We start from the raw sequence: 19599 nt of genomic DNA, 5'->3' as shown, positions 1-19599 counted from the left end.
CTGCGTCAAGGAAATAATGGATTAATTATAAAAAGAGTGAATTTATAATTGGCGGAATTTGAAAATTTCAACCACTAGTACTTGCCATTTATAGTTAAAGTATCATCTTTATTGAAAATTAAATTTAGACAAAATATCTTTTATAAGAAGATAATTTAAGTTCCGTCACTCTTTTATTATAAGGATGTTTAATATGCCTACTGTTAAGCTTGCTGATTATAAACCTTCAGACTATCAAATTAATCACACTAAGTTAAAAATTGAACTTGATGAAGAAAAAACGATAGTCACAGCAACACTTAAGATAAAAAAAGAAAATCAGGATTCAGCAGAGCCATTAATTTTAAATGGTGGTGATTTTGATTTAGTTTCTATTTACCTCGATGGTAAACCGCTTAATCAAACTGATTATAGTATCGAAAATAATAACCTTAAATTAAAAAATACACCTCAAGGTAATTTTGAAGTAAGAATAGTTACCGCATTAAACCCTAGTAAAAACACTAAATTAGAAGGTCTATACAAAGCCGGTGATATTTTGACAACTCAATGCGAGGCAGAAGGATTTCGTAACATCACTTATTATTTAGATAGGCCTGATGTCCTTGCACCCTTTACTACCGAAATTCATGCCGACAAAAGAAAATTTCCTATCTTATTATCAAATGGTAATTTAGTTAATAAAGGTACTGATGAAAATAATCCTAATAAACATTTCTTTATCTATGATGACCCTATTCCAAAGCCCTCTTATTTATTTGCAATGGTTGCAGGAGATTTAGCATTACGTGAAGATAAGTTTATAACGCGCTCAGGAAAAAATATTCAATTAAAAATATTTGTTCCCGAACAAGATTTAAATAAAACAGAACATGCCATGGATGCGTTAAAAGCGGCAATGCGATTTGATGAAGAACATTATGATCGCGAATATGATCTTAGTATTTATAATATTGTTGGCGTGCCGCAATTTAACGCAGGCGCCATGGAAAACAAAGGCTTAAATATTTTTAACAATTCATCCCTATTAGCCCACCCTTCTGTTTCTATAGACACCGATTTTGAATGGGTATATGGGACGATTGGCCATGAGTACTTTCATAACTGGCGCGGAAATCGAGTCACTGTTAAAAATTGGTTTCAACTCAGTTTAAAGGAAGGCTTTGCTTCAATCACCGAACAAGAGTTTTCGCAAACCTTATTTAATTCTATGACTTCAAGAATTGATGACATTATTGCTTTGCAAAATAGGCAGTTTAAAGAAGACGCAGGTCCATTAGCACACCCTGTATTGCCTACTGAATATGAAACACCTGATAATATTTACTCAATGACTATCTATCTTAAGGGTGCAGAATTACTAAATATGCTTAAATCGTTATTAGGTAATACAACCTTTAAGCACGGATGTTCGATTTATTTTGCTGAACATGATGGTAAAGCGGCAAATATTGAGGATTTTATTGCAGCAATGGAAAAAGCGTCTAATAAAGATTTATCACAATTTTTACTCTGGTATCATCAAGCTGGAACGCCACAACTTGAAATTGAAGATACCTATGATGAAAAGAATAAAATTTATCATTTAAATATTAAACAGTCTTATCCTCCTACTACCCAAGATCAACCAGCAAAAAAACCCTTGCTTATTCCTATTGCCGCAGCATTACTTGATAAATCTGGTCAAGAAATTCCTTTGCAATTACAAACCGATGCAAAAGAAGAAAAAAGTACAACCCGTATTTTAGAATTGACTCAACCCGAGCAGCAATTTTCTTTTATTGGCGTAACAGAAAAACCTACACCATCACTGCTGCGTAATTTTTCTGCTCCAGTTAAAATTATAAAATCACCTATTACATTGGCAGATTACAAATTTTTATTAAAATATGATCAAGATCCCATAAATCGCTGGTTTGCTGCGCAAAATCTTGCTAGATCTGCGATTCAAGCTAATATTGTTAATTTAAAAAATGGCCATTCACTCAGTGTAGATCCCGAATTAATTAGTGCACTTCGCGCGGTTTTAGTCGATAAAAGTATTGAACCAAGACTTAAAGGCCAGCTCCTTTCTTTTCCAGCAACCGAAACCCTTTTTGAACTTATGCAGCCCGCAAAGCCGGACTTTATTTATCGTGCACACCAATTTTTGGTAGAAACATTTATTGAAGCTTGTTATCCGGAATTAAAATCGCTCTATCAAGAAACAACAAAAATGCTATCAAATTCTAATTATGATCCTCAAGCAGCAGGGCTTCGCATGCTAAAAAATACTTGCTTAGACTACCTGGTGCAATCTAATCGAAAAGAAGCAGTAGAGTTATGCATTAATCAATTAAGATTAGCTAAAAATATGACTGAGCGATTGGGCGCTTTATCCCCTCTAGCAATTTATCATCACCCTTCACGTGAATCAGTATCTCAAGCTGAAATGAAAAATTTTATTCAACAATGGCAAAATGAACCACTTGTCGTTGAACATATATTAAATCTTTATGCCTTGTCAGATGCCGAAAATGCCCTTGATCAAATTAAAGAAGTGATGCAAAGCCCTTTATTTAAAAAAGATAACCCCTCCCATGCAAGAGAACTAATTCGTAGTTTTTATCTGTATAATCCACTGCGCTTTCATGATAGCTCAGGAAAAGGCTATCAATTCCTCGCAGACTGTATTATTGAAATCGATGCAATCAACCCGTCGACTGCAGCAATTTTAGCGCCTGCATTTAGTAACTGGAAAATGCTAGATTCACCCTATCAAACAAAAATGCTTGAGCAATTATTTAGACTTTACAAAATAACAACACTTTCTGATAATGTAAAAGAAATAATTAATAAGAGTATTCAAGACGCGCTTGAGATGAAAAAATTCAACGCACAAAAGCCACTTAGTTTTTTTTCGCAATCCCCTACCCCAGTAACAAGAAGTACAGTAGAGGAAAATAGCATAGTATGCACATCGCCTATGTAGCAATCTTAAACAACCGTGTGGTTTTAAGATAGCTACAGTTAATGTAAACCTTAAAGGGTAAACCGCCACGTTCGTAACAAGAGGTTTACCCTACTTAAAATTATTATAAATAATAGGTTTTATAAAAAAGCTGTTTAAAGGAGTAAACAATGCAAAATATCAATTCGACTTGGCTCATTCCTATAATCATCATAGCAGGTGCTCTACAAGCTTGGGGGCCACCTATAAACGGTGCATTAAATAAAGCAATAATTAACCCTTGGCTTGCAAGTCTTATCTCCTTTTTGCCTATTGTATGCCTTTTATTTTGTCTGCTTTTATGTTTACCAAGTCCCTTACCTAGCTTAGAGAGTATATATAATATGCCTTGGTGGGCACCGCTTGGTGGATTAGTTGGCGCATTTGCAGTTGTTGCAGGATTACTTTTTGTGAACAGAATAGGTGCTGGAACTTTTGCAGGGCTGACCATAACGGCTAACCTTTTAATGTCGCTGCTGATAGATAAATACGGCTGGTTTGGCATCCAAGTTCACGAACTTAGCATTGGAAGAATAATGGGTGGCGCGTTAATGATTATTGGTATAACTTTAATTTCTAAATATTAAAGTTTTATAATCTTAATTTTCATTTTTAAAAGGCTATAACTAAGGTAATTTTTAATCTGAATTACGCAGCTGGTTTGAGAGAAGAAAAAGTACTCATAGAAATATTTAAAATTTTTTTAGGCAATAAAACTTTTAATTAAATATATCTTACAAAAAATTTAGCTAAAAAATTAACTAATCAATGGATTATTAAATAAAATTTTGTTCTATATTTCTATGGATTATAGGGATAGAACAAAATTTTATTTTACATTTTTACTTCAAGCTAGATTATTCTTTAATAAAATCATTAACTGCTTTTTCTGCTTCATCTTTACTGTAGCCATAGTGCTTTTGAAGCTTTCCATAAATTTCTTGATGATTTCCTTCAATAACCTCATAATCATCATCAGTTAATTTACCCCAAACTTGTTTCATTTTTCCTTTCAACTCTTCCCATTTTCCTTCAAAAATATGTTTATTCATTAACGTCTCCTTTATTTAATTTCTCTTCTTTATCTCATTTTGTGACAAATTTGTCAAATAAAATTGAATATTTAATGTCAATAAATTAGAGAGTTAGAAATTCATTATAGGTCTTATAAATTTAGCAAAAACATATAAATCAAAATATATAATGCACCTTCTAAGTTGTTAGTTTCTATTTGACTCCTATCTTAGATAAATTATTAAATCACTGATTTAAGATAAAAACAGCTTGACTAATATTTTTCTTTAAAAGAAACTGTGTTATTCATTTTAAAAATGAATATTAATTTTGAGCGTATTTAAAAAATATAAATAATTCAATTATTGAATTTTTTGATAGGCTTTATTACTTTCACTTTGGCTTTGTAGTTACAAAGTTTGCTTTAAGGTTAACAAGAATATGAAAACAATGAGATTAGTAGGCTTAACTGCCTTATTTGCATCACACATGGCTATTGCCGCCCTTCCATGTGATGGGTTTGAAATAAAATTAAAAAATAATTTAGCAGATGATTTACTGGTGACAACCATTAAATTACATGGTGGTAAGTTAAGTCCTGGTGGCATCCAAAAGTTAGATAGTAAAACAGAACAAGTTTTTACAGTAAATAATACTACTAATCTACCAATGACGGGCGAGCTTGTATTCCATACAATTACATTACCTAGCAAAACGGTTAAAATTCATTTTGATTTAGCAAATAATGGTTTAACCTGTAATCACACAGATACTTCACCTGCAAGTGATTACTCAGTTTCTTCAAGTCGCTCATTAAATCAAGTTAATTACACAATTTATAATCGTTAGTAATGATTTTTAACTGCGCAAGAGCTAAATTATGCTTTTGCGCAGTTGCGATAAACTAATAAGTTATTGCAAAGCTATTTTCTTATGAAGAAGATTTAAGAATGGGGAGCTGCTTGCTTCAACAATATCAGAAGCAATGTAGTCTAAATACATAAACATTCCTGCTATAGCAATTTTTGATTCTTCATCTTGAGCAATTAAGCTCTCTAATATTTCTTTTAACCCTATTTGACTCGCTTCAAATCCTATATATTCAGGATTGCTCATAACGTAGGCATCAACAGCAATTCCAGTTTTTAGATTAAGTGTGAAGGAGAAAACCGCATCCGTAACTATTATTGAATTTCGGCGCATATATTCAGGAAGTTTATTAAGATCAATTTTTGTTGAAACTAATGCTGTTAGCCCTACGTAATTTCCATCCGAACCTTTAGTGGTTGAAGTAATTACTCCCTTAATAGAAATTGCATCACCATACTCATCTGTATATTCCTTAACGGTTTCTTCCAAAAGTTCTATAGCACCAGGAATCATTCTATTACTTTCCTCAGGTGATAATAATTTGGTGAAATCAAGTCCAATTGAGCCTCTAAAAGTAGTAATTGGAGACTGGCCATTATCATAGTTATAACTTAGATTATCTACTTTAAATTCAAAGATATTTTTGGAGCCAATTTTATTATAGAGTCCATTTAAAGCAATTTTTTCTGCATGGGTGTTATTAAATTCCACTGCATCAAATTTGAGTTTTGCACTAGTATTGTTATTTTGAAATGGCGCTAAAATGTTTTTAATTTCTGCATTTAAAAGATCAAGAGTATTATCAGTTGCAAATGCACCAGATACCAAGCAAAAACTAAAACCTAAAGAATAAAAAAGTTTTTTCATAATGAAACATCCTGTTAATGTTGTTTAGTAGCTCTTATTTTTTGAAAAAGAATAAAGCTCCAAAATTAAATGATTTTATAAACGGTGGGCGCGCATTTTGACATTTTTTGGTAATAAAAAGAAGCTCTGCTGCAAAAATTTCTAAGCTTTTAATTATCAGAATAAATTATTAATTAGTGTTACACAAAAGCGTAACTGCAATATTAAATAATTCGCTAATTTTTAGGTCCGTAAAAAAGATCATACCTGAGCAAGGATACATAACACTTTATATTATAATTAAGATAACTCACGCTAAATTATTAAAATAACTAAAAGCCTCAACCTATTAGCACAAGATAGCGTTAATTCTTTATAAATTTTAAATTACTAAACAATTGCTTAAAGGAAATCTATGAATAATATTTCAGCAATGAATCTCGGAAAGGTTCCTGAAGTTATGCTTACTTTCTGGCTAATTAAAATCATTGCGACTACATTAGGTGAAACGGCAGGTGATGCTGTTACAATGTCGATGAATTTAGGATATATCATTGGCACTGCTATTTTCTCCACTATTTTTATAGTTGCTGTAAGTGGGCAGATAGTTTCGAAGCAGTTTAACCCATATCTTTATTGGACTGTAATTGTTGCAACTACAACCACAGGTACCACGCTAGCTGATTTTGCAGATCGTTCTTTAGGAATTGGATATGCTGGCGGTTCGGTGCTATTACTTGCTTGTCTTTTAATATCATTTATTCTTTGGTATTACTCTCAAGGCTCGGTATCACTAAGTACGATTACCTCCAAAAAAGCTGAACTATTCTATTGGATAACAATTATGTTTTCGCAAACTTTAGGTACTGCATTAGGTGATTGGATAGCTGATAGCGGCCTTGGCTATGAAGGCGGCGCGCTTGTTTTTGCTGCGGGACTTGTAATTGTCGCTGTTGCTTATTATTGGCTAAATATATCGCATACTTTTCTTTTTTGGACTGCGTTTGTTCTTACCCGGCCACTGGGAGCAACGTTAGGAGACCTTCTAGACAAACCTATTGAACAGGGCGGGCTTGCTCTAAGCCGCTATTCTGCTTCAGCAGTTCTTATAATAATCATTCTTTGCTGTATTGTGTTTCTGCCGCAAAAAGCAGAAAAAGTATCCTTTGTAGATGATAAATAAATTGTAATTTTAGTAACAAGAACGGCCTCGTTAACTGAAATATTAAAGTCACTCTACCTCATGTCACTTTAGATGATAAAAAATTAGCGGATGACATTGCCAAAGAGCACACCTATACTTTTAAATTTTAAGGTAATGAACTTAAGCCTTTATTGCTAGATTACAAGCGCTGCCTAGTTTGTCAAAGAAGATGTCATTCTCCCTTTTACGAGAATGACATCGATTATAGATTAGCTAAACCTTCCCATCTCTATTCGAGCAGTTTAGACATAACAAATTCACGCACATAATTACGTTCGTTTAATTAAAATTAAAGGAGTTAGATGTATCATGATGGTGCGAACTCATATCTTGATGAGCAAAACTTGAAGCATTATGGTGCGAACTTGTATCATTAAAAAACGACGAGTGCCCATGCCCATAAGATGAACCTGTATCATGTGTAACATGGTGTGCCTGAGAACTTGTATCATTGTGATGACTAGAATGGTACGTAGTTGTAGGGTGGTTATGATGATGAGAAGGCTCAGAGATTGTCGAATTGTAAGTATGATGGCTATGAGTAGGATTACTCGTTTCATAGCTATTGGATGTTGACGAGATATTCGCATCATGATTATTATGGTGATTATGATGACCATGATGATTATGATGATGACTTGTTGGGTGGCCAGAAGTACAAGTATCTTGGTTAGTCAAAAACGTCTGAATGTAGGCTGCATCTGTCATTAACCTAAGTATATTAGATGTATTACCCGATGTTGACACCGGTGCGCGATAAGGCGCCGGATTTGGTACTGAGGTTACGATTATCGTGTCCGGCTTAATTTGCAGTTTTTCACTCTTAACTTTTTCTTCGTATTCCTCTATCTTCATAGCGCATGTTGAATTACCAAATAGACGGTGATATTTCTCATCCTTCAACGGCGACAGTTTAGCAACTTGTAGAAGACGCAACGCTTTATCATAGTCATGTCGCTCAACATAAAGTTTCGCAAGATGAATCACTCCCTTTGTAAGATGTCTTGCATGCAGCTTTGCCATATCGCTCTTAAGGCTATGCAGTTCTTCACTAGACAATTCTCGTGATAAGTTAGTTAAAGCGTTATTAATTTCTTGTTTTAAAGCTGTAAAATCTTTTTGTGTTTTCATTATGAAAGTTCCTTTTTGAAAAATGCATCAAATTCATTAGCAAAATTAAACTAAGGTTTAAAGTTCGAAACATGAGTGTCGTCATCTGAACTCATGAATTGCTTTAAGATGTCATCGACGTTACCTGTAAATGTTGACCCTTTAAATGTTTGTTTTATTTCAACACTTTGATTAACCGTTCCTGTAATTAAGGGTTTGGAAGAATCTTTTAAATTCAGATTTTTATTATTCTTAAGCTCTTCTTCAGAAACTTTCTTTCCATCTATTCGTATAGTTGATTCATAAAATCTAGGTTTGTACATCATTACTCCTTTTGTAAAAAAGCGAATATTATCATTTTTTGGTGATTAGCTCTCTACTTAGATATTATTAAATAGGCAGCTCGCTACAAAAATATTAAAAAGACTAGAAGTAAAAGTAATATGCAATTTTTAGAATTAGATTTTATGTCTTCCTCTATGTTAACTTAGTAGAAAAGAAGGAGCCTTACGTTAATGAACAAGCGAATCTTAAAAAATACTTTAGTAACTATATTAATGACCTTTTCAGTTTCAGGCTTTGCTGAGCCACACCGAGCTAGTGTCTCTAAAGAAGAAGTCAATGGGACGTTCGCTATGCCCTTTCCTGCCCCACATCAAGATGTTGCAAACACGTTGACTATTCATGCGTTAGGAGGTGGAAAACTTAAAATTTCTTTTAACCTAATCTATCCTTATGAAGTCAATGGCGAACTTCAGGCTAATACAGGTGAGCTATCCGGAGTGGCTACTATTGAAGGCGACACCGCTATTTATTCCTCTTCGGAATATGGTACGTGTAAAATTACCATCACTTTTGTCAAACCAGGTCAATTAACTGTTAATCAAGAAGGAGCTGATTTCGATTGTGGATTTGGCCATAATGTTTATGCCAATGGTACTTATTTTAAAAAACAAAAGTAAGCAATAGATTCGCTAAAAATTCTCACCTTTAACCTAATTGTAGAGAAATCATCGAATTATTAACTTTAGAAATAGTATTTAGCTATGCTAATAACTTTAAAGTCAGGTACAAACTTAAATTTTGATAAGCCCTAAGTAATACTATATCTGTCCTTTTCAGCGCTTGCATGTTAATTTTATTAAAGATGTTTATGAAAGCCAGGAAGACTTATGAAAAAGTTATGGATGCTATTTGTATTGAGTTTGTGCTGCTTTTTTGTGTATTCATCATTTGCGTATTCTGAAGAAGACGTTATTAAAACCGTTATAGAAAGGCTACCTGTACCGGTTACAGTCAATGTCTCTAATCAATATTGGATTGAAACGATTTCTGTTTGTAATACTACCCCAAATCCTATTCCGTTAACCGATATCGAATTAGATTTCAATTATTCTGTACCTATGCCTACTAATATATGGGGACAGCCCTGGGCTGCATGGCGTGTTGCTAGCCAACAAGGAACTAAAGTTATCCTCTTAGGTGGATCGCAATCTGCATTACAACCTGATCCTACTTGTCGCAACCCACTCACTATACAATTTAATGCTGCACCCGATTTGCCAGCTCCGACTGGGCCTTTTGTATTTTTGGCAGCAGGCGTGGTGCCGCCAAGTAATACCGGCAATTTAACAATTACCGTACCAGTTGCCCCAGAAGCGGGATTAAGTACCCCACAAATCACTGTGACCGGGATGGGTCAAACATTAAAGCAAAACGTCAATTGGGGTAGTCAGTGGCAATTAACTAATCTTGCCGCAGGTACTTACACTATTACTGCAACTACTGTTAGTAATGGAACGCATTCATATAAAGCTAATCCTATAAATATGGCCATTAACGCACGACAAACTGCTCAAGCAACAATACAATATACCCTCATTCCACCGGCTACCACTGGCAATCTAGCTATTAATATACCAACACAGCCAGAAGCAGGGTTAAATAGCCCTCAAGTCACTGTAACTGGCATGGGTCATACCTATAATCAAACTGTTAATTGGGGAGCACAATGGAAACTGACCGATCTTGCTGTAGGTACCTATACAGTGACTGCTTCTTCAGTAAGTAATGGGACTAATACCTATCAGGCTACCCCCATTAATATAGATATTACCGCTCAAACAACTGCTCAAGTAACCGTGGTATATACCAAAAGCCAACAACCCAATGAGTATGGCAATGGGGCTTGGGTCTATGATGCTACCTATGATGGCAGTGGTCACAGAACCGGTATCCAACCCGGATTATTTGCTACAACTATTAATCAATATAACGCCATAGCAGGTGTAGGACATAAACTTACACAGCTATTTACTTACGGCGGAGATATGGAAATGAATTGCAAGGGCTCTGGTGGAAGCTCTCCTACCACGCCCTGTACTGCAAACAATATGAATGCTTCTTATATAGCTCAATCCACTGCAGCTTACCTTAATGCTACAAGTAATACTGCTAATCCTGTTGTACTGTATCCTATTTTAGATGGCGTGGTAGGCGGACCCTACCTTACAACATTTAACAACCTCACCCAAGCTGAAGCAAATATCTATGCAGATAATGTGGCAAGTCTCTATTGTGCTGATGATAACGTTTCAGGGGTTTCATTTGATCTAGAACCATTTGATATTAACCAACCAGGACAAGCTTTTTTCTTTGCACAAATTGCTAAGAATTTCGCCGGTCAACATAACGGACCAGGCCAACCAGATCCTTATCACTGTGTAGATGTAGCGCATCCAAAAGGCCGTATATTTTCTGTCTTTACCTCTGCATCGCATGTCAATAAAGCGCTTGCAACTATTTTGAATCAGTATGGAAATGGTTATATGATTGACTCGTTATATGACTTAGGTTCTAACCCTGGTGGCGTTCCTAATTCATTGAGTAACTATACCAATTATGTGAACGCTGAAGTGGTAAGGATGATCACTAATGCGAAAACCTACAAGGTAAAATATCAATTTGGTATCCCTGCTGCAGCTTCTGTGCACGAATTCGAAACCGTAAACGGAGTAAGTTCTGGAGTTAAGCAACTTGCCTATGTCCAAGCGGCCATCAATGCCATCAATAATAATAATGCAAGACAAGACTCACTATTTCTAGGTGTAGATATTTGGGGTTGGAATCAGATAATGATTTGGAATGGTAAACTATTTACTCCCTCTACACCTAATACGGCCGTACTCAATTATTTAGCTTCATCATTATAAATAGTAAGCCTGGGTGAAACGCAGTGAAACCCAGGTTTTAGCCCTGCAACTATGATGCAAGAGGTCTATTGAAAAGTGTGCACATCAATGTTTGCAAGCTATAACCAGATTATATTTAAATCAAGATCCATACAGGGTTATAGAAGATTCTTAGTTTTTAATCTTTTAAGCCGATTATGTTTTTTTAGAAACTAATATTTAAGCTCATAATAAGGTTTCTTTCATCTTCTTGCGCGCACGATTTTCTTTTTGCGAAAAAAGAAACAGGTAATTTTGCTAATTTCATTTCAAGGTTATCTACTTTATCCGAAAAATAAAACTGATTAGCTTTATGCGGTTTAAGTGCTTGAGTAGTACATGCAACTTCTTGTACAGTGCAGCGCACTGAGCCACCTGAACTATGCATCATTTTATAAGGCACTTCAATAATATCCATAACTCCGTTAGTTACGGCTTTTAACTGAGCTAACTGCCTAGCTGTAAAGGAAATCGTATGTTTCTCAATGGCAAGATCTTCATTATCCGTTAGACTATTTCTATCGCCGTTAACAAACATTTTGAAACGGCCATCAGTTACACTTTGCAAAACAGCAGCGTTAGTAGCGAAAGCTAACGCCTCAGGCTTATTGATTAAGATAAGTTTATCCTTAGGATAAATAGTGCGAATTAATGCTCTGCTCTCAGCTGCCATTGTTTCTGTCTCAGGAACAAGTATGGGCCATTCATTATTATCTAAAATATAATTGCCCCCGGCATCCCGTACATACTCCCCTTCGTAAATAACGGCTGAATTATTTGGTAGGGGCAAAAAACAACAATCTAGATGATAAAATTGCTCTTGTAGCAATTTTATTGGTAAAACAAAATAACCACTTATCTTAGCTATTGCTTTACCAGTTTCTGCATCACTACGATATCCTTGTCCAATAAAAAATAGTTTTTTACCTGGCATTTGACGGATATCTCCTCCCTCAAAAATTAATTTATTACCTTGCGAAGAATGTAAAGGGTAAACGTGTGCGTTAATATTTTCGGCTTGCGCAATTGCCAAACGCTCTTCCCCTTGACGTTGTTTATTTTTAAAATGGGAAGGAATAAATAATAAATCACCATTTTTAGTGAAATATTGACCTGTGTCTGTAGCAAAAATTTGATCGGTATAATAAGAAAATTTTTCTGCTTCTATTTTAGCTTTATCTTCTAAAATGATATTTACTGCAACCCCATTTTCTTTCAATGCTTTGAACAATCCACGTTGTTCTTTGTGTGCTTGTTTAGCTACTTTTTGTTGATATTCTTGTTCTAACACCTTTCTTTTTTGAGCCAAATTTTCTGGTGTGACACCTGCTTGAGTCAGCTCTTCTTCAATCTTTTTAGCTCTCAGCTCTACAGTTTTTTTCATATCTAAGTTATCAGCCGTTGCAATTGCAAAATGACTTGTAAGCCGGATTATTGCCATTTTGGCTGTTTCTGCGGTTGGAATAGAATTAAGGATAGTTGAAAGCTCGGCTACATTATCAATATATGGCATCATCTTACCAAGAGATAAATTTTTTGATTATACGTTTTGTCGATAGCCCCCTTCAACTACTAAGTGACCCCATCTTGTTAAGTTGTTTGAATGGGATAAAATAACTATATTACAGAAACTACAACAGCAAGGTGAGAATAGACTTAAAACCTTGTGCAACTACAATAAACATTTTAGATGCTTAAATTAACCTATTGTTTGTTTTACAAATAACTAATTAATATTTTAGTAAATTAATTTGATCATAATTTTATTATTATGTATAATAAATGATCAATTATTAAGTGGGTTAGCTTGTATGTCTAAGCTTCAAGCAGAATTAAATTCTTATGCTGATAATATAGATAAATTTGAGTTTATATATAAATGTTTCACAAGGCTTAAGGAAAAAGTTGATAAGGTGCTGCTCTTTGGCAAATCTAATAGCCCAACTGCTGAGAAAACGGCTGATCTTTATTATAAAAATAATAATAGAAATCAGTTTTTTCCTATTAACTACTCGCAAAGAGAACTTGATGTTCTTCCTGCTGTGATAGCTGATAACCTTCGTTTCAATGATGAAGATTTGCAGGCTGGGCAACAAACTAGTGAACCGTATGCACTTTTTTTTAAGTATTTTAAAGATGCTTATCTTTATGGAACAGGAACATGTGAAAATTATGCAATAGTTGGAGCTTATATGCTAGCGACTGAATTTAGTGATATTAAGTTATCAATAGAAACTCTATATTCAGATCAAAGTCATACCTATATTAGAGTCCATACAACGCCAGAATATATTTTTGATTTCTGGGGCGATTTTGTATGCGAATATACTGATACCCTAACGTGGAATGAATGTGCTGGCGAGTTCTTTCCACGCAATAATCAATCTTCTACTGAAACTAATATTATATTTCTTAATAGAGCACAGTTAATTAATTTAGCAGAAAATATCTTTTCAGAAGAAAATGAAAAACGACGACTTAATATAATTAATCAAGTTAACACCTTACTAAATAAAGAGCAGCAACTTGAAAAAAATACGCTAGAAGCTTATCGGATAGGATGTTGATATCTATTTTCAATCATCTCGCTTAGGCAAGTAGAGTAAGTAAAATGATTTATGCAACGATTTGCTTTTTAGCGCTGGAACACTTAAAAATTAAACATGGTTAGTTTTGAAATTAAAATCATTTAGTTTATGAATGATATAAAATCTTCAAATTTTCCACCGGCGCTGCGAGGGATTAAGTCCACAAAGTTAAAATAGACATTAAAAGGATAATTAAAAATTATTTTTAGTTTATCTCGAATTATCTTTTCCTCTGACGATGTAAATGAACTAGCTCTCACCACATTAATCTGTAGTTCTGTTAATGACGTTTGTACAACCTGGAATTGAGAGCAAGAAAGAAGATCCATCAACCGGACACCCTGACTAGCAAATGCTGGCCAAAATCGTTGTCCGTTTGGCATTTGCAACATATTTCGTTTTCTTCCCAAAATTCGTTTCAATACAGGAAGATTTCTTCCACATTGGCAGGTGTCACCAGGAATAGCATAATCGCCAATATCATAGCGGATTAAAGGTGAAGAAAAATTATGAAGTACAGTTACAACAACTCGCCCAGGTTGATCAACAGCGCAGGGTTTATTATTTTCATCTAATATTTCGACTAAAATATTTTCAGATTGAACATGATAATAACCACTAACAGGACATTCTAAGGCAATATATCCACACTCTTTTGAAGAATAGTTATCTATGAGAGGAACTCGAAGTACTTCCTTAACTAAATCACGTAATCCAGGTTCCACTATTTCGCTATGAGTATGCACTTTCTTAAGATTAGGCAGTTTTTTTCCATGTTTGGCTAAATATAAAGTGATTTCTCTTAGCGTAGAAGGGTTGCAGTTTAAGTAGTGCGGATTTATTCGTTGAAGCCATATGGCCTCTTCTTCTGGAGTACATAAAGTAAGATGATAGCATGGCCCAGTTTCGACAATAGGATAAGTAGCGGGGCTCCAGCATAAAAATTTAGTCCCTAAAGGCGGAAGAGCGTCTTTATTTTCTGTATAACGAATACTAGCAAAGGAGTTATCAAATTCATCACCATGCCAGAGATGATTTCTAAGTGAGATAGCATTCCAATAAAACTGCGTAGCTATATTACCTTTAACAGTAACTGGTTTTCCCGTTGACCCACTAGTAGATAATAACTCTGCAGGCTCATGACCTGCAGGAACTTGTGTTGCGAAAATAGCTTCTTTTGCTTGTTGAATATCTTCTCGCGTTAACAAAGGAATGTCTTGCCATGCTTCTTTCAACGCTTCCCACGCTTGGAAACTAGGTAATTTCGCTAATTTTTGCTGATAATAAGGAACCAATTGCCGTGAAAAATTTAATAAAACTAACAATTGGCTAAACTGATTTTTCAGAATTTCCGTAGGTGGAAGTTTTTCTGAATAATTAAAATAATGAAGTTGATAATACAACTGAGCACCCATAGGATGAGGAGCAGGAGGCCAGATAATCCCTGGTATCGCACTGCTCAGTTGTAAAGGGGATAACATCATTTATCTAAAGCTCATAGTAAGTCTGAAAACATTATAAACAATCAGTGGATAATGCTACACCAAAGAATAACCCTTGATTATTGTAATTAGATGTTCGAGGTAAAAATGTACTTAGTGAACCCTCTCCACCAATCACGCCAGTTGAAGGACGTTCAATAGCGTCAAAATAAGTTTCAGCTTGCCAACCAACTTGAAAATCAATTACAGCGCGTTTACCAGTACTTAAAAGTCCAATAGGATACTTATAATCTAGCCCTACTCGAAGACCTAATTTCGGTACTTGTGTTAATCTATCATCAAAGTATCTGCTTGAATCACTAGAGCGCTGCGCTGAAAGATAAAATTCTCTAGATCCAATTAGTAAAGCTGCATTAGCACTCGCAAATACATTAAGTTCCTGATAAAGATTATAAAACACATCACCTTCAATACGTGGTCCTACCCCATGAAAAACACTGGTGTTAGTAAACCCTCGATTTACCGTTACTGTGTCTGTTGTAGCATACACTAAAAATCTTGAGTCAATTTCAGCATAATCAGCACCTATTCCATAACGAATCAACCAGCCATTATTAAAAAGAGAGGTATGGGCAATAACGCCAGAAACTTCATCATAATCAAATCTAGCTCTACCTAATACTGATGTCCAAGCACCTTGAGGTAACCAGCGTGGTTCTACAGCAAATTCTTCACTAGGAAAAGTAACATTGTGATCACTGGTATGAAGTCTTTGCCATGAGACCGTGAGATCATTATTGTTATAAAATTTTATGCCACCAAAAAGATTAAATCCCCAATCATAATTTAAATCAACATTAGAGGTATATGTTGGGCGATTAGTAAAAACTGTTACATAATCTAAGTCATCATTACGTGGCTGTAAATAAAGAGCATTTATTCCCACAAATAAGCTAGTTTGATCACATACGCTTACAGGCCCCATAGTGCCCGCGGTAGAAAGCTGATTATTGAAAACGCCGATAATAAATAGACTTAGGGTAGTTTTTTTTAAAGAGGTCATTAATTCCTTCTCCTTTGACAATTTTCTCCTTATATGAAGGTTTGTGAATATAAGCGAGAAAATTTAAAATTGGAAGTAATCTTTTACTATCTAGTAAAATTTATAACTCATTATCCCCCCACAAAGGGGTTGATAAAGAAGGAATTATTAAATTACATTTTAATATTATTTGTAGCGGAAGTTGTTAGAATATCATCTTGCTCCTTAAGATTGAATCTTGCTTTAATTTGTTCAACCTCTTTTTTAGCTTCTAAGGAATTCCGCTCGAAATCAAGATTTGATAACAAATAACCAGACATCTTTTGTAAACGTATTTTGGCATGAAACCAATTTTTCAATTGTCCTTGCGTGGCTTGCCAAATATTTTTTCCTTGGCGCATTATAATCAAAATTTATTAACGTTATATTAAGAATAAATTAAAACCATTTATTGCTTTTGGCACCAGTTAAGAAATATCTTTTCCACGCCACTCCTACTTTCTCCGACCTGTTAGCAGAATATAACGTAGCGCTTAAATCACTGGATCCCGTGGACAAGCCACGGGACGTTGGCAAGAAAGAGAGTTTTTTCACCTAGGTTCTATTTTCATCTAGTACAAAGCTTTTAACTTTATAGAGAAGATTGTTAGGAAGAATCAATAAGCAAGTAGCCTGGGTGAAACGACGTGAAACCCAGGTTTCGGCCCGCAGGCCTACACCCAAGCTATATCTTGCTGAAGTTATACCCTTTAGGTTCGTAATGACACCTTTTTTTATCTATTCTTTGTTTTAACTAAACCTCATAATATATGCAACAACGCCGGACAAGCTACCGGACGTTGGCAAAAAAAAGGGGGGGTTCATCTATGTTCGAGAAACTTGTACCAATATTAATTAAAGGCTGATTTTGCAACAGATTTAGGTATTAATAACTGCTATTTTTATCTTTCTCACATTTCACACAAAGAGTCGCCAAATGTCATTACATCAAATGAAACTAAAAATGCTCATTTTGGTCACTTAATGTTCTCTTAAGCTTGTTTTCATATAATGCAGCCGTATTTATTAATCATATTATTTATTAATTAAGTTGTATTTATTATGCCAGAGCAGAAAAAGAGTGTAAGGCCTTCAGAGATTAAGACGTGGGAAGAGAAACTCGATTATATTATAGCCGAATGTGATTTGATGGCTAAGAAGCATGATAAAACTTCACAATTGAATGAATCCACAAAAAAAGTGCAGGATATGATTGATAGCAGCCAAAGCTTTATTATTGAGCAGGCTACTACATTACAAAATGGTTTAGAAAAAAAAGAAGAAGATATAAAAGACCAGATTAAAGAAAGTATTGCAGAAAAAACAAAAGAAGTAGTTGCTACAAAAATAACTGGAACATTAATTAATCCAGCTAAGGAACAGATTTATTCATTGGATAAAGGAATTAATAAATTTCAGAATGGTTTAAAAACGATATCACAGACTCTAGACACTCAAGACAAAAGTTTTTTTGCAAGAACTTTAGAAAATACCACTAGCTTTATTAAGAAACAAAAAAATAATGTAAGGAAAATGCATGAGCAGTTTAAAACGACAGGATCTATTAAGACCAACTTTCAACAACTGACAGATAGTTTCCCCGAAACTCAAGCAACTACTCAAGAGTTATTTAAAAGTCCAAGTAAAGAAACATTGGACTCTGCTATTACCTCTGTAAGTAGTACAGCAAGCTTTTTCCTACGTTATTTAAATGAAAAGTGTGAAGAAACCATAGATATTGCCAAAGAAGAAAGCAAGGTAGTTGAAAAAAGCGTAGAAAAACATAAAGGCGTTCGTCAATATACCAAAAGTCTTCTAAAAAAAGCTGACTCTTTCGTAGAACAAAATACGCAGAAAATAAATCAATTAGATAAATGCAATACTTTTTACCAAAATACAATAGAATTTAAACAGAAAATAGAAAATTCATTGCGTGATTCAGCTAATTTCTCTTCAGAAGAAATTACAGAAAGTAAAATTTCAACTAAACCATAATTACCTGCTAATGAAAATGTTGATTAGGGGTTTGATGAAGTGTATAAGTTTCTCTCTACACAGTAGCTAGTATAGTTTTTGCAAGGCAGCTAAGCCTTGCAATTTGATTTTCACATAGTATTGGCTAGTACCACTTGATTACATGGTGCATTATCTATTTCTAATTGAGGAGCTCTCTTTTTTCCTTGCCAAAATATTGCAGGGCTATTTAATAAGGTATTAGACGGCGTATTATTTTGCTCTATAGATTTAGCTTTAATAGAATTATTTACACTGATAGCGTCTTTTTCTACTTTTTGCGGTACTTCTGGAAATGCTGAAAAGGCTTCTTTTAACTCAATATTAACTCTTTTTTTATTGTTATAAGCCTGTGCCGCTTTAAAGAAAAAATCAAATAATTTTAAGCAAACTTTTTTTTCTGATTCTGCTCCCATATGACTAGAATCAGGAAATACACCATGTAAGGTAATTTCTGGATGAAATTGCATTCCAATTAAAGGCGCACCATACTTTCCTTCAACTGCCTCAATTAATTTACCATCACTTGCCCAGCCTGTTACCTTTAAATAGGATGGTTTTAGCTTATCAACAATCTGCCTATGGGCACCAAAAAAACTTCTTGTCACCGTTGATGAACTAGAAGATAAATCCTTTGCATCATAATTAAAAAGTTGACCTAAAATAGATTGCGTATCAAAAATAATTTTATCATAAGACATATAACCTTGTTGATTTAACTCAGCCGGAGTTAATGAGCGCAATGTACTATTATAATAAACAGCAATGGCTTCATAACCTCCGCAAATGCCCATTATGGGCATCCCACGTTGGGTTGCCACATGTATTAAGGCTAACTCTGCAACTGTTCTTGCAAAATCATAAATGTAATTACTATCAGGTAGTTGGTTAAATAAAGAAGGATCAATCATAGCAACATTTCCTGATAATGCTAAGCCATCGACTTTATCAAGAATTTCATTAGCCTTATATTTAGCATGTAAAAAAAGCTTTTTCCGACCTTCCGTAGTTTTATATGCCTTTTCAAATACTTCTTTAGGTATATCTTTCATCATTTCTCTGAAATCAGCATCAACAACATTACACTTTACAGAAGCAAATGACTTTTTAAGTGAAGGCGCACTTAGGCTTCCTACTTCCAGGCTATCGGTGACAGCAACTTTAATTCTTGACATAGTATAATAACAATCAAATTGGCCATAAAAATGATTG

The 19599-nt window shown here is 34.5% G+C and carries 17 protein-coding genes; 8 read left to right on the top strand and 9 right to left on the bottom strand.

Features of this window, described 5'->3' with window-relative positions; genetic code table 11:
• Positions 1–193 precede the first annotated feature (193 nt).
• Both pepN and ACNVED_RS04300 read left to right on the top strand, forming a co-directional pair.
• Entirely contained in the window at positions 194–2971 is a 2778-nt protein-coding gene (gene pepN, locus ACNVED_RS04305) for an aminopeptidase N (protein WP_419420530.1), read from the top strand.
• Positions 2972–3120: 149 nt separating this feature from the next.
• Positions 3121–3576, top strand: coding sequence for a DMT family transporter (locus ACNVED_RS04300; RefSeq protein WP_419420529.1), 456 nt, complete (start codon positions 3121–3123; stop codon positions 3574–3576).
• 270 nt (positions 3577–3846) lie between these two features.
• Here the strand turns inward: ACNVED_RS04300 and ACNVED_RS04295 are convergent, their stop codons facing one another.
• Positions 3847–4041 (bottom strand): CsbD family protein, encoded by a 195-nt coding sequence (locus ACNVED_RS04295; protein ID WP_419420528.1) that lies wholly within the window; start codon positions 4039–4041, stop codon positions 3847–3849.
• Between the two features lie 403 nt (positions 4042–4444).
• On the opposite strand from ACNVED_RS04295, the gene ACNVED_RS04290 reads away from it, so the two are divergent.
• Positions 4445–4852, top strand: a complete 408-nt coding sequence (locus tag ACNVED_RS04290) for a hypothetical protein (protein WP_419420527.1) — start codon at positions 4445–4447, stop codon at positions 4850–4852.
• A 63-nt stretch (positions 4853–4915) separates the two neighbouring features.
• Here the strand turns inward: ACNVED_RS04290 and ACNVED_RS04285 are convergent, their stop codons facing one another.
• Complete coding sequence (locus ACNVED_RS04285) at positions 4916–5740, bottom strand: hypothetical protein (RefSeq protein WP_419420526.1); 825 nt, start codon at positions 5738–5740, stop codon at positions 4916–4918.
• A gap of 394 nt (positions 5741–6134) precedes the next feature.
• Here ACNVED_RS04285 and ACNVED_RS04280 point away from each other — a divergent pair, with 394 nt between their 5' ends.
• Positions 6135–6902, top strand: coding sequence for a hypothetical protein (locus ACNVED_RS04280; RefSeq protein WP_419420525.1), 768 nt, complete (start codon positions 6135–6137; stop codon positions 6900–6902).
• A 300-nt stretch (positions 6903–7202) separates the two neighbouring features.
• On the opposite strand, the gene ACNVED_RS04275 is transcribed toward ACNVED_RS04280, so the two are convergent.
• Complete coding sequence (locus tag ACNVED_RS04275; protein WP_419420524.1) at positions 7203–8054, bottom strand: hypothetical protein; 852 nt, start codon at positions 8052–8054, stop codon at positions 7203–7205.
• Positions 8055–8104: 50 nt separating this feature from the next.
• Positions 8105–8356, bottom strand: coding sequence for a hypothetical protein (locus ACNVED_RS04270; RefSeq protein ID WP_419420523.1), 252 nt, complete (start codon positions 8354–8356; stop codon positions 8105–8107).
• Positions 8357–8548: 192 nt separating this feature from the next.
• Here ACNVED_RS04270 and ACNVED_RS04265 point away from each other — a divergent pair, with 192 nt between their 5' ends.
• Both ACNVED_RS04265 and ACNVED_RS04260 read left to right on the top strand, forming a co-directional pair.
• Entirely contained in the window at positions 8549–8995 is a 447-nt protein-coding gene (locus ACNVED_RS04265) for a hypothetical protein (protein ID WP_419420522.1), read from the top strand.
• Between the two features lie 210 nt (positions 8996–9205).
• Positions 9206–11245: a hypothetical protein gene (locus ACNVED_RS04260; RefSeq protein WP_419420521.1), complete on the top strand. Its 2040-nt coding sequence runs from the start codon at positions 9206–9208 to the stop codon at positions 11243–11245.
• 184 nt (positions 11246–11429) lie between these two features.
• Here ACNVED_RS04260 and ACNVED_RS04255 read toward each other — a convergent pair whose 3' ends face one another.
• Positions 11430–12776: an arginine deiminase-related protein gene (locus ACNVED_RS04255; RefSeq protein ID WP_419420520.1), complete on the bottom strand. Its 1347-nt coding sequence runs from the start codon at positions 12774–12776 to the stop codon at positions 11430–11432.
• Positions 12777–13074: 298 nt separating this feature from the next.
• On the opposite strand from ACNVED_RS04255, the gene ACNVED_RS04250 reads away from it, so the two are divergent.
• Positions 13075–13830, top strand: a complete 756-nt coding sequence (locus tag ACNVED_RS04250) for a hypothetical protein (RefSeq protein WP_419420519.1) — start codon at positions 13075–13077, stop codon at positions 13828–13830.
• A gap of 122 nt (positions 13831–13952) precedes the next feature.
• On the opposite strand, the gene ACNVED_RS04245 is transcribed toward ACNVED_RS04250, so the two are convergent.
• From ACNVED_RS04245 to ACNVED_RS04235, 3 genes are all read right to left on the bottom strand, one after another.
• Positions 13953–15335, bottom strand: a complete 1383-nt coding sequence (locus tag ACNVED_RS04245; protein WP_419420518.1) for a phenylacetate--CoA ligase family protein — start codon at positions 15333–15335, stop codon at positions 13953–13955.
• Between the two features lie 31 nt (positions 15336–15366).
• On the bottom strand, positions 15367–16377 hold the full coding sequence (locus ACNVED_RS04240) for an Lpg1974 family pore-forming outer membrane protein (protein ID WP_419420517.1): 1011 nt from the start codon (positions 16375–16377) through the stop codon (positions 15367–15369).
• Between the two features lie 131 nt (positions 16378–16508).
• Positions 16509–16736 (bottom strand): hypothetical protein, encoded by a 228-nt coding sequence (locus tag ACNVED_RS04235; RefSeq protein ID WP_419420516.1) that lies wholly within the window; start codon positions 16734–16736, stop codon positions 16509–16511.
• A 700-nt stretch (positions 16737–17436) separates the two neighbouring features.
• Here ACNVED_RS04235 and ACNVED_RS04230 point away from each other — a divergent pair.
• Positions 17437–18369 (top strand): hypothetical protein, encoded by a 933-nt coding sequence (locus ACNVED_RS04230; RefSeq protein WP_419420515.1) that lies wholly within the window; start codon positions 17437–17439, stop codon positions 18367–18369.
• Positions 18370–18479: 110 nt separating this feature from the next.
• Here the strand turns inward: ACNVED_RS04230 and ACNVED_RS04225 are convergent, their stop codons facing one another.
• Positions 18480–19562 carry a gamma-glutamyl-gamma-aminobutyrate hydrolase family protein gene (locus tag ACNVED_RS04225; protein ID WP_419420514.1) on the bottom strand — a complete coding sequence of 361 codons (1083 nt, stop codon included), beginning with the start codon at positions 19560–19562 and terminating at the stop codon, positions 18480–18482.
• Positions 19563–19599 lie beyond the last annotated feature (37 nt).

It is taken from the genome of Legionella sp. D16C41 (genome assembly GCF_048541585.1).
Taxonomy (GTDB): Bacteria; Pseudomonadota; Gammaproteobacteria; order Legionellales; family Legionellaceae; genus Legionella_C.
The sequence above is the reverse complement of the archived record's forward strand: the minus strand, read 5'-3'. Positions and strand labels throughout refer to the sequence as shown.

Coding starts and splice junctions, on each gene's coding strand:
- pepN (WP_419420530.1), top strand. CDS start 194: ATGCCTACTGTTAAGCTTGCTGATTATAAACCTTCAGACTATCAAATT.
- ACNVED_RS04260 (WP_419420521.1), top strand. CDS start 9,206: ATGAAAAAGTTATGGATGCTATTTGTATTGAGTTTGTGCTGCTTTTTT.
- ACNVED_RS04270 (WP_419420523.1), bottom strand. CDS start 8,356: ATGTACAAACCTAGATTTTATGAATCAACTATACGAATAGATGGAAAG.
- ACNVED_RS04290 (WP_419420527.1), top strand. CDS start 4,445: ATGAAAACAATGAGATTAGTAGGCTTAACTGCCTTATTTGCATCACAC.
- ACNVED_RS04295 (WP_419420528.1), bottom strand. CDS start 4,041: ATGAATAAACATATTTTTGAAGGAAAATGGGAAGAGTTGAAAGGAAAA.
- ACNVED_RS04275 (WP_419420524.1), bottom strand. CDS start 8,054: ATGAAAACACAAAAAGATTTTACAGCTTTAAAACAAGAAATTAATAAC.
- ACNVED_RS04300 (WP_419420529.1), top strand. CDS start 3,121: ATGCAAAATATCAATTCGACTTGGCTCATTCCTATAATCATCATAGCA.
- ACNVED_RS04225 (WP_419420514.1), bottom strand. CDS start 19,562: ATGTCAAGAATTAAAGTTGCTGTCACCGATAGCCTGGAAGTAGGAAGC.
- ACNVED_RS04255 (WP_419420520.1), bottom strand. CDS start 12,776: ATGCCATATATTGATAATGTAGCCGAGCTTTCAACTATCCTTAATTCT.
- ACNVED_RS04265 (WP_419420522.1), top strand. CDS start 8,549: ATGAACAAGCGAATCTTAAAAAATACTTTAGTAACTATATTAATGACC.
- ACNVED_RS04280 (WP_419420525.1), top strand. CDS start 6,135: ATGAATAATATTTCAGCAATGAATCTCGGAAAGGTTCCTGAAGTTATG.
- ACNVED_RS04230 (WP_419420515.1), top strand. CDS start 17,437: ATGCCAGAGCAGAAAAAGAGTGTAAGGCCTTCAGAGATTAAGACGTGG.
- ACNVED_RS04235 (WP_419420516.1), bottom strand. CDS start 16,736: ATGCGCCAAGGAAAAAATATTTGGCAAGCCACGCAAGGACAATTGAAA.
- ACNVED_RS04250 (WP_419420519.1), top strand. CDS start 13,075: ATGTCTAAGCTTCAAGCAGAATTAAATTCTTATGCTGATAATATAGAT.
- ACNVED_RS04245 (WP_419420518.1), bottom strand. CDS start 15,335: ATGATGTTATCCCCTTTACAACTGAGCAGTGCGATACCAGGGATTATC.
- ACNVED_RS04285 (WP_419420526.1), bottom strand. CDS start 5,740: ATGAAAAAACTTTTTTATTCTTTAGGTTTTAGTTTTTGCTTGGTATCT.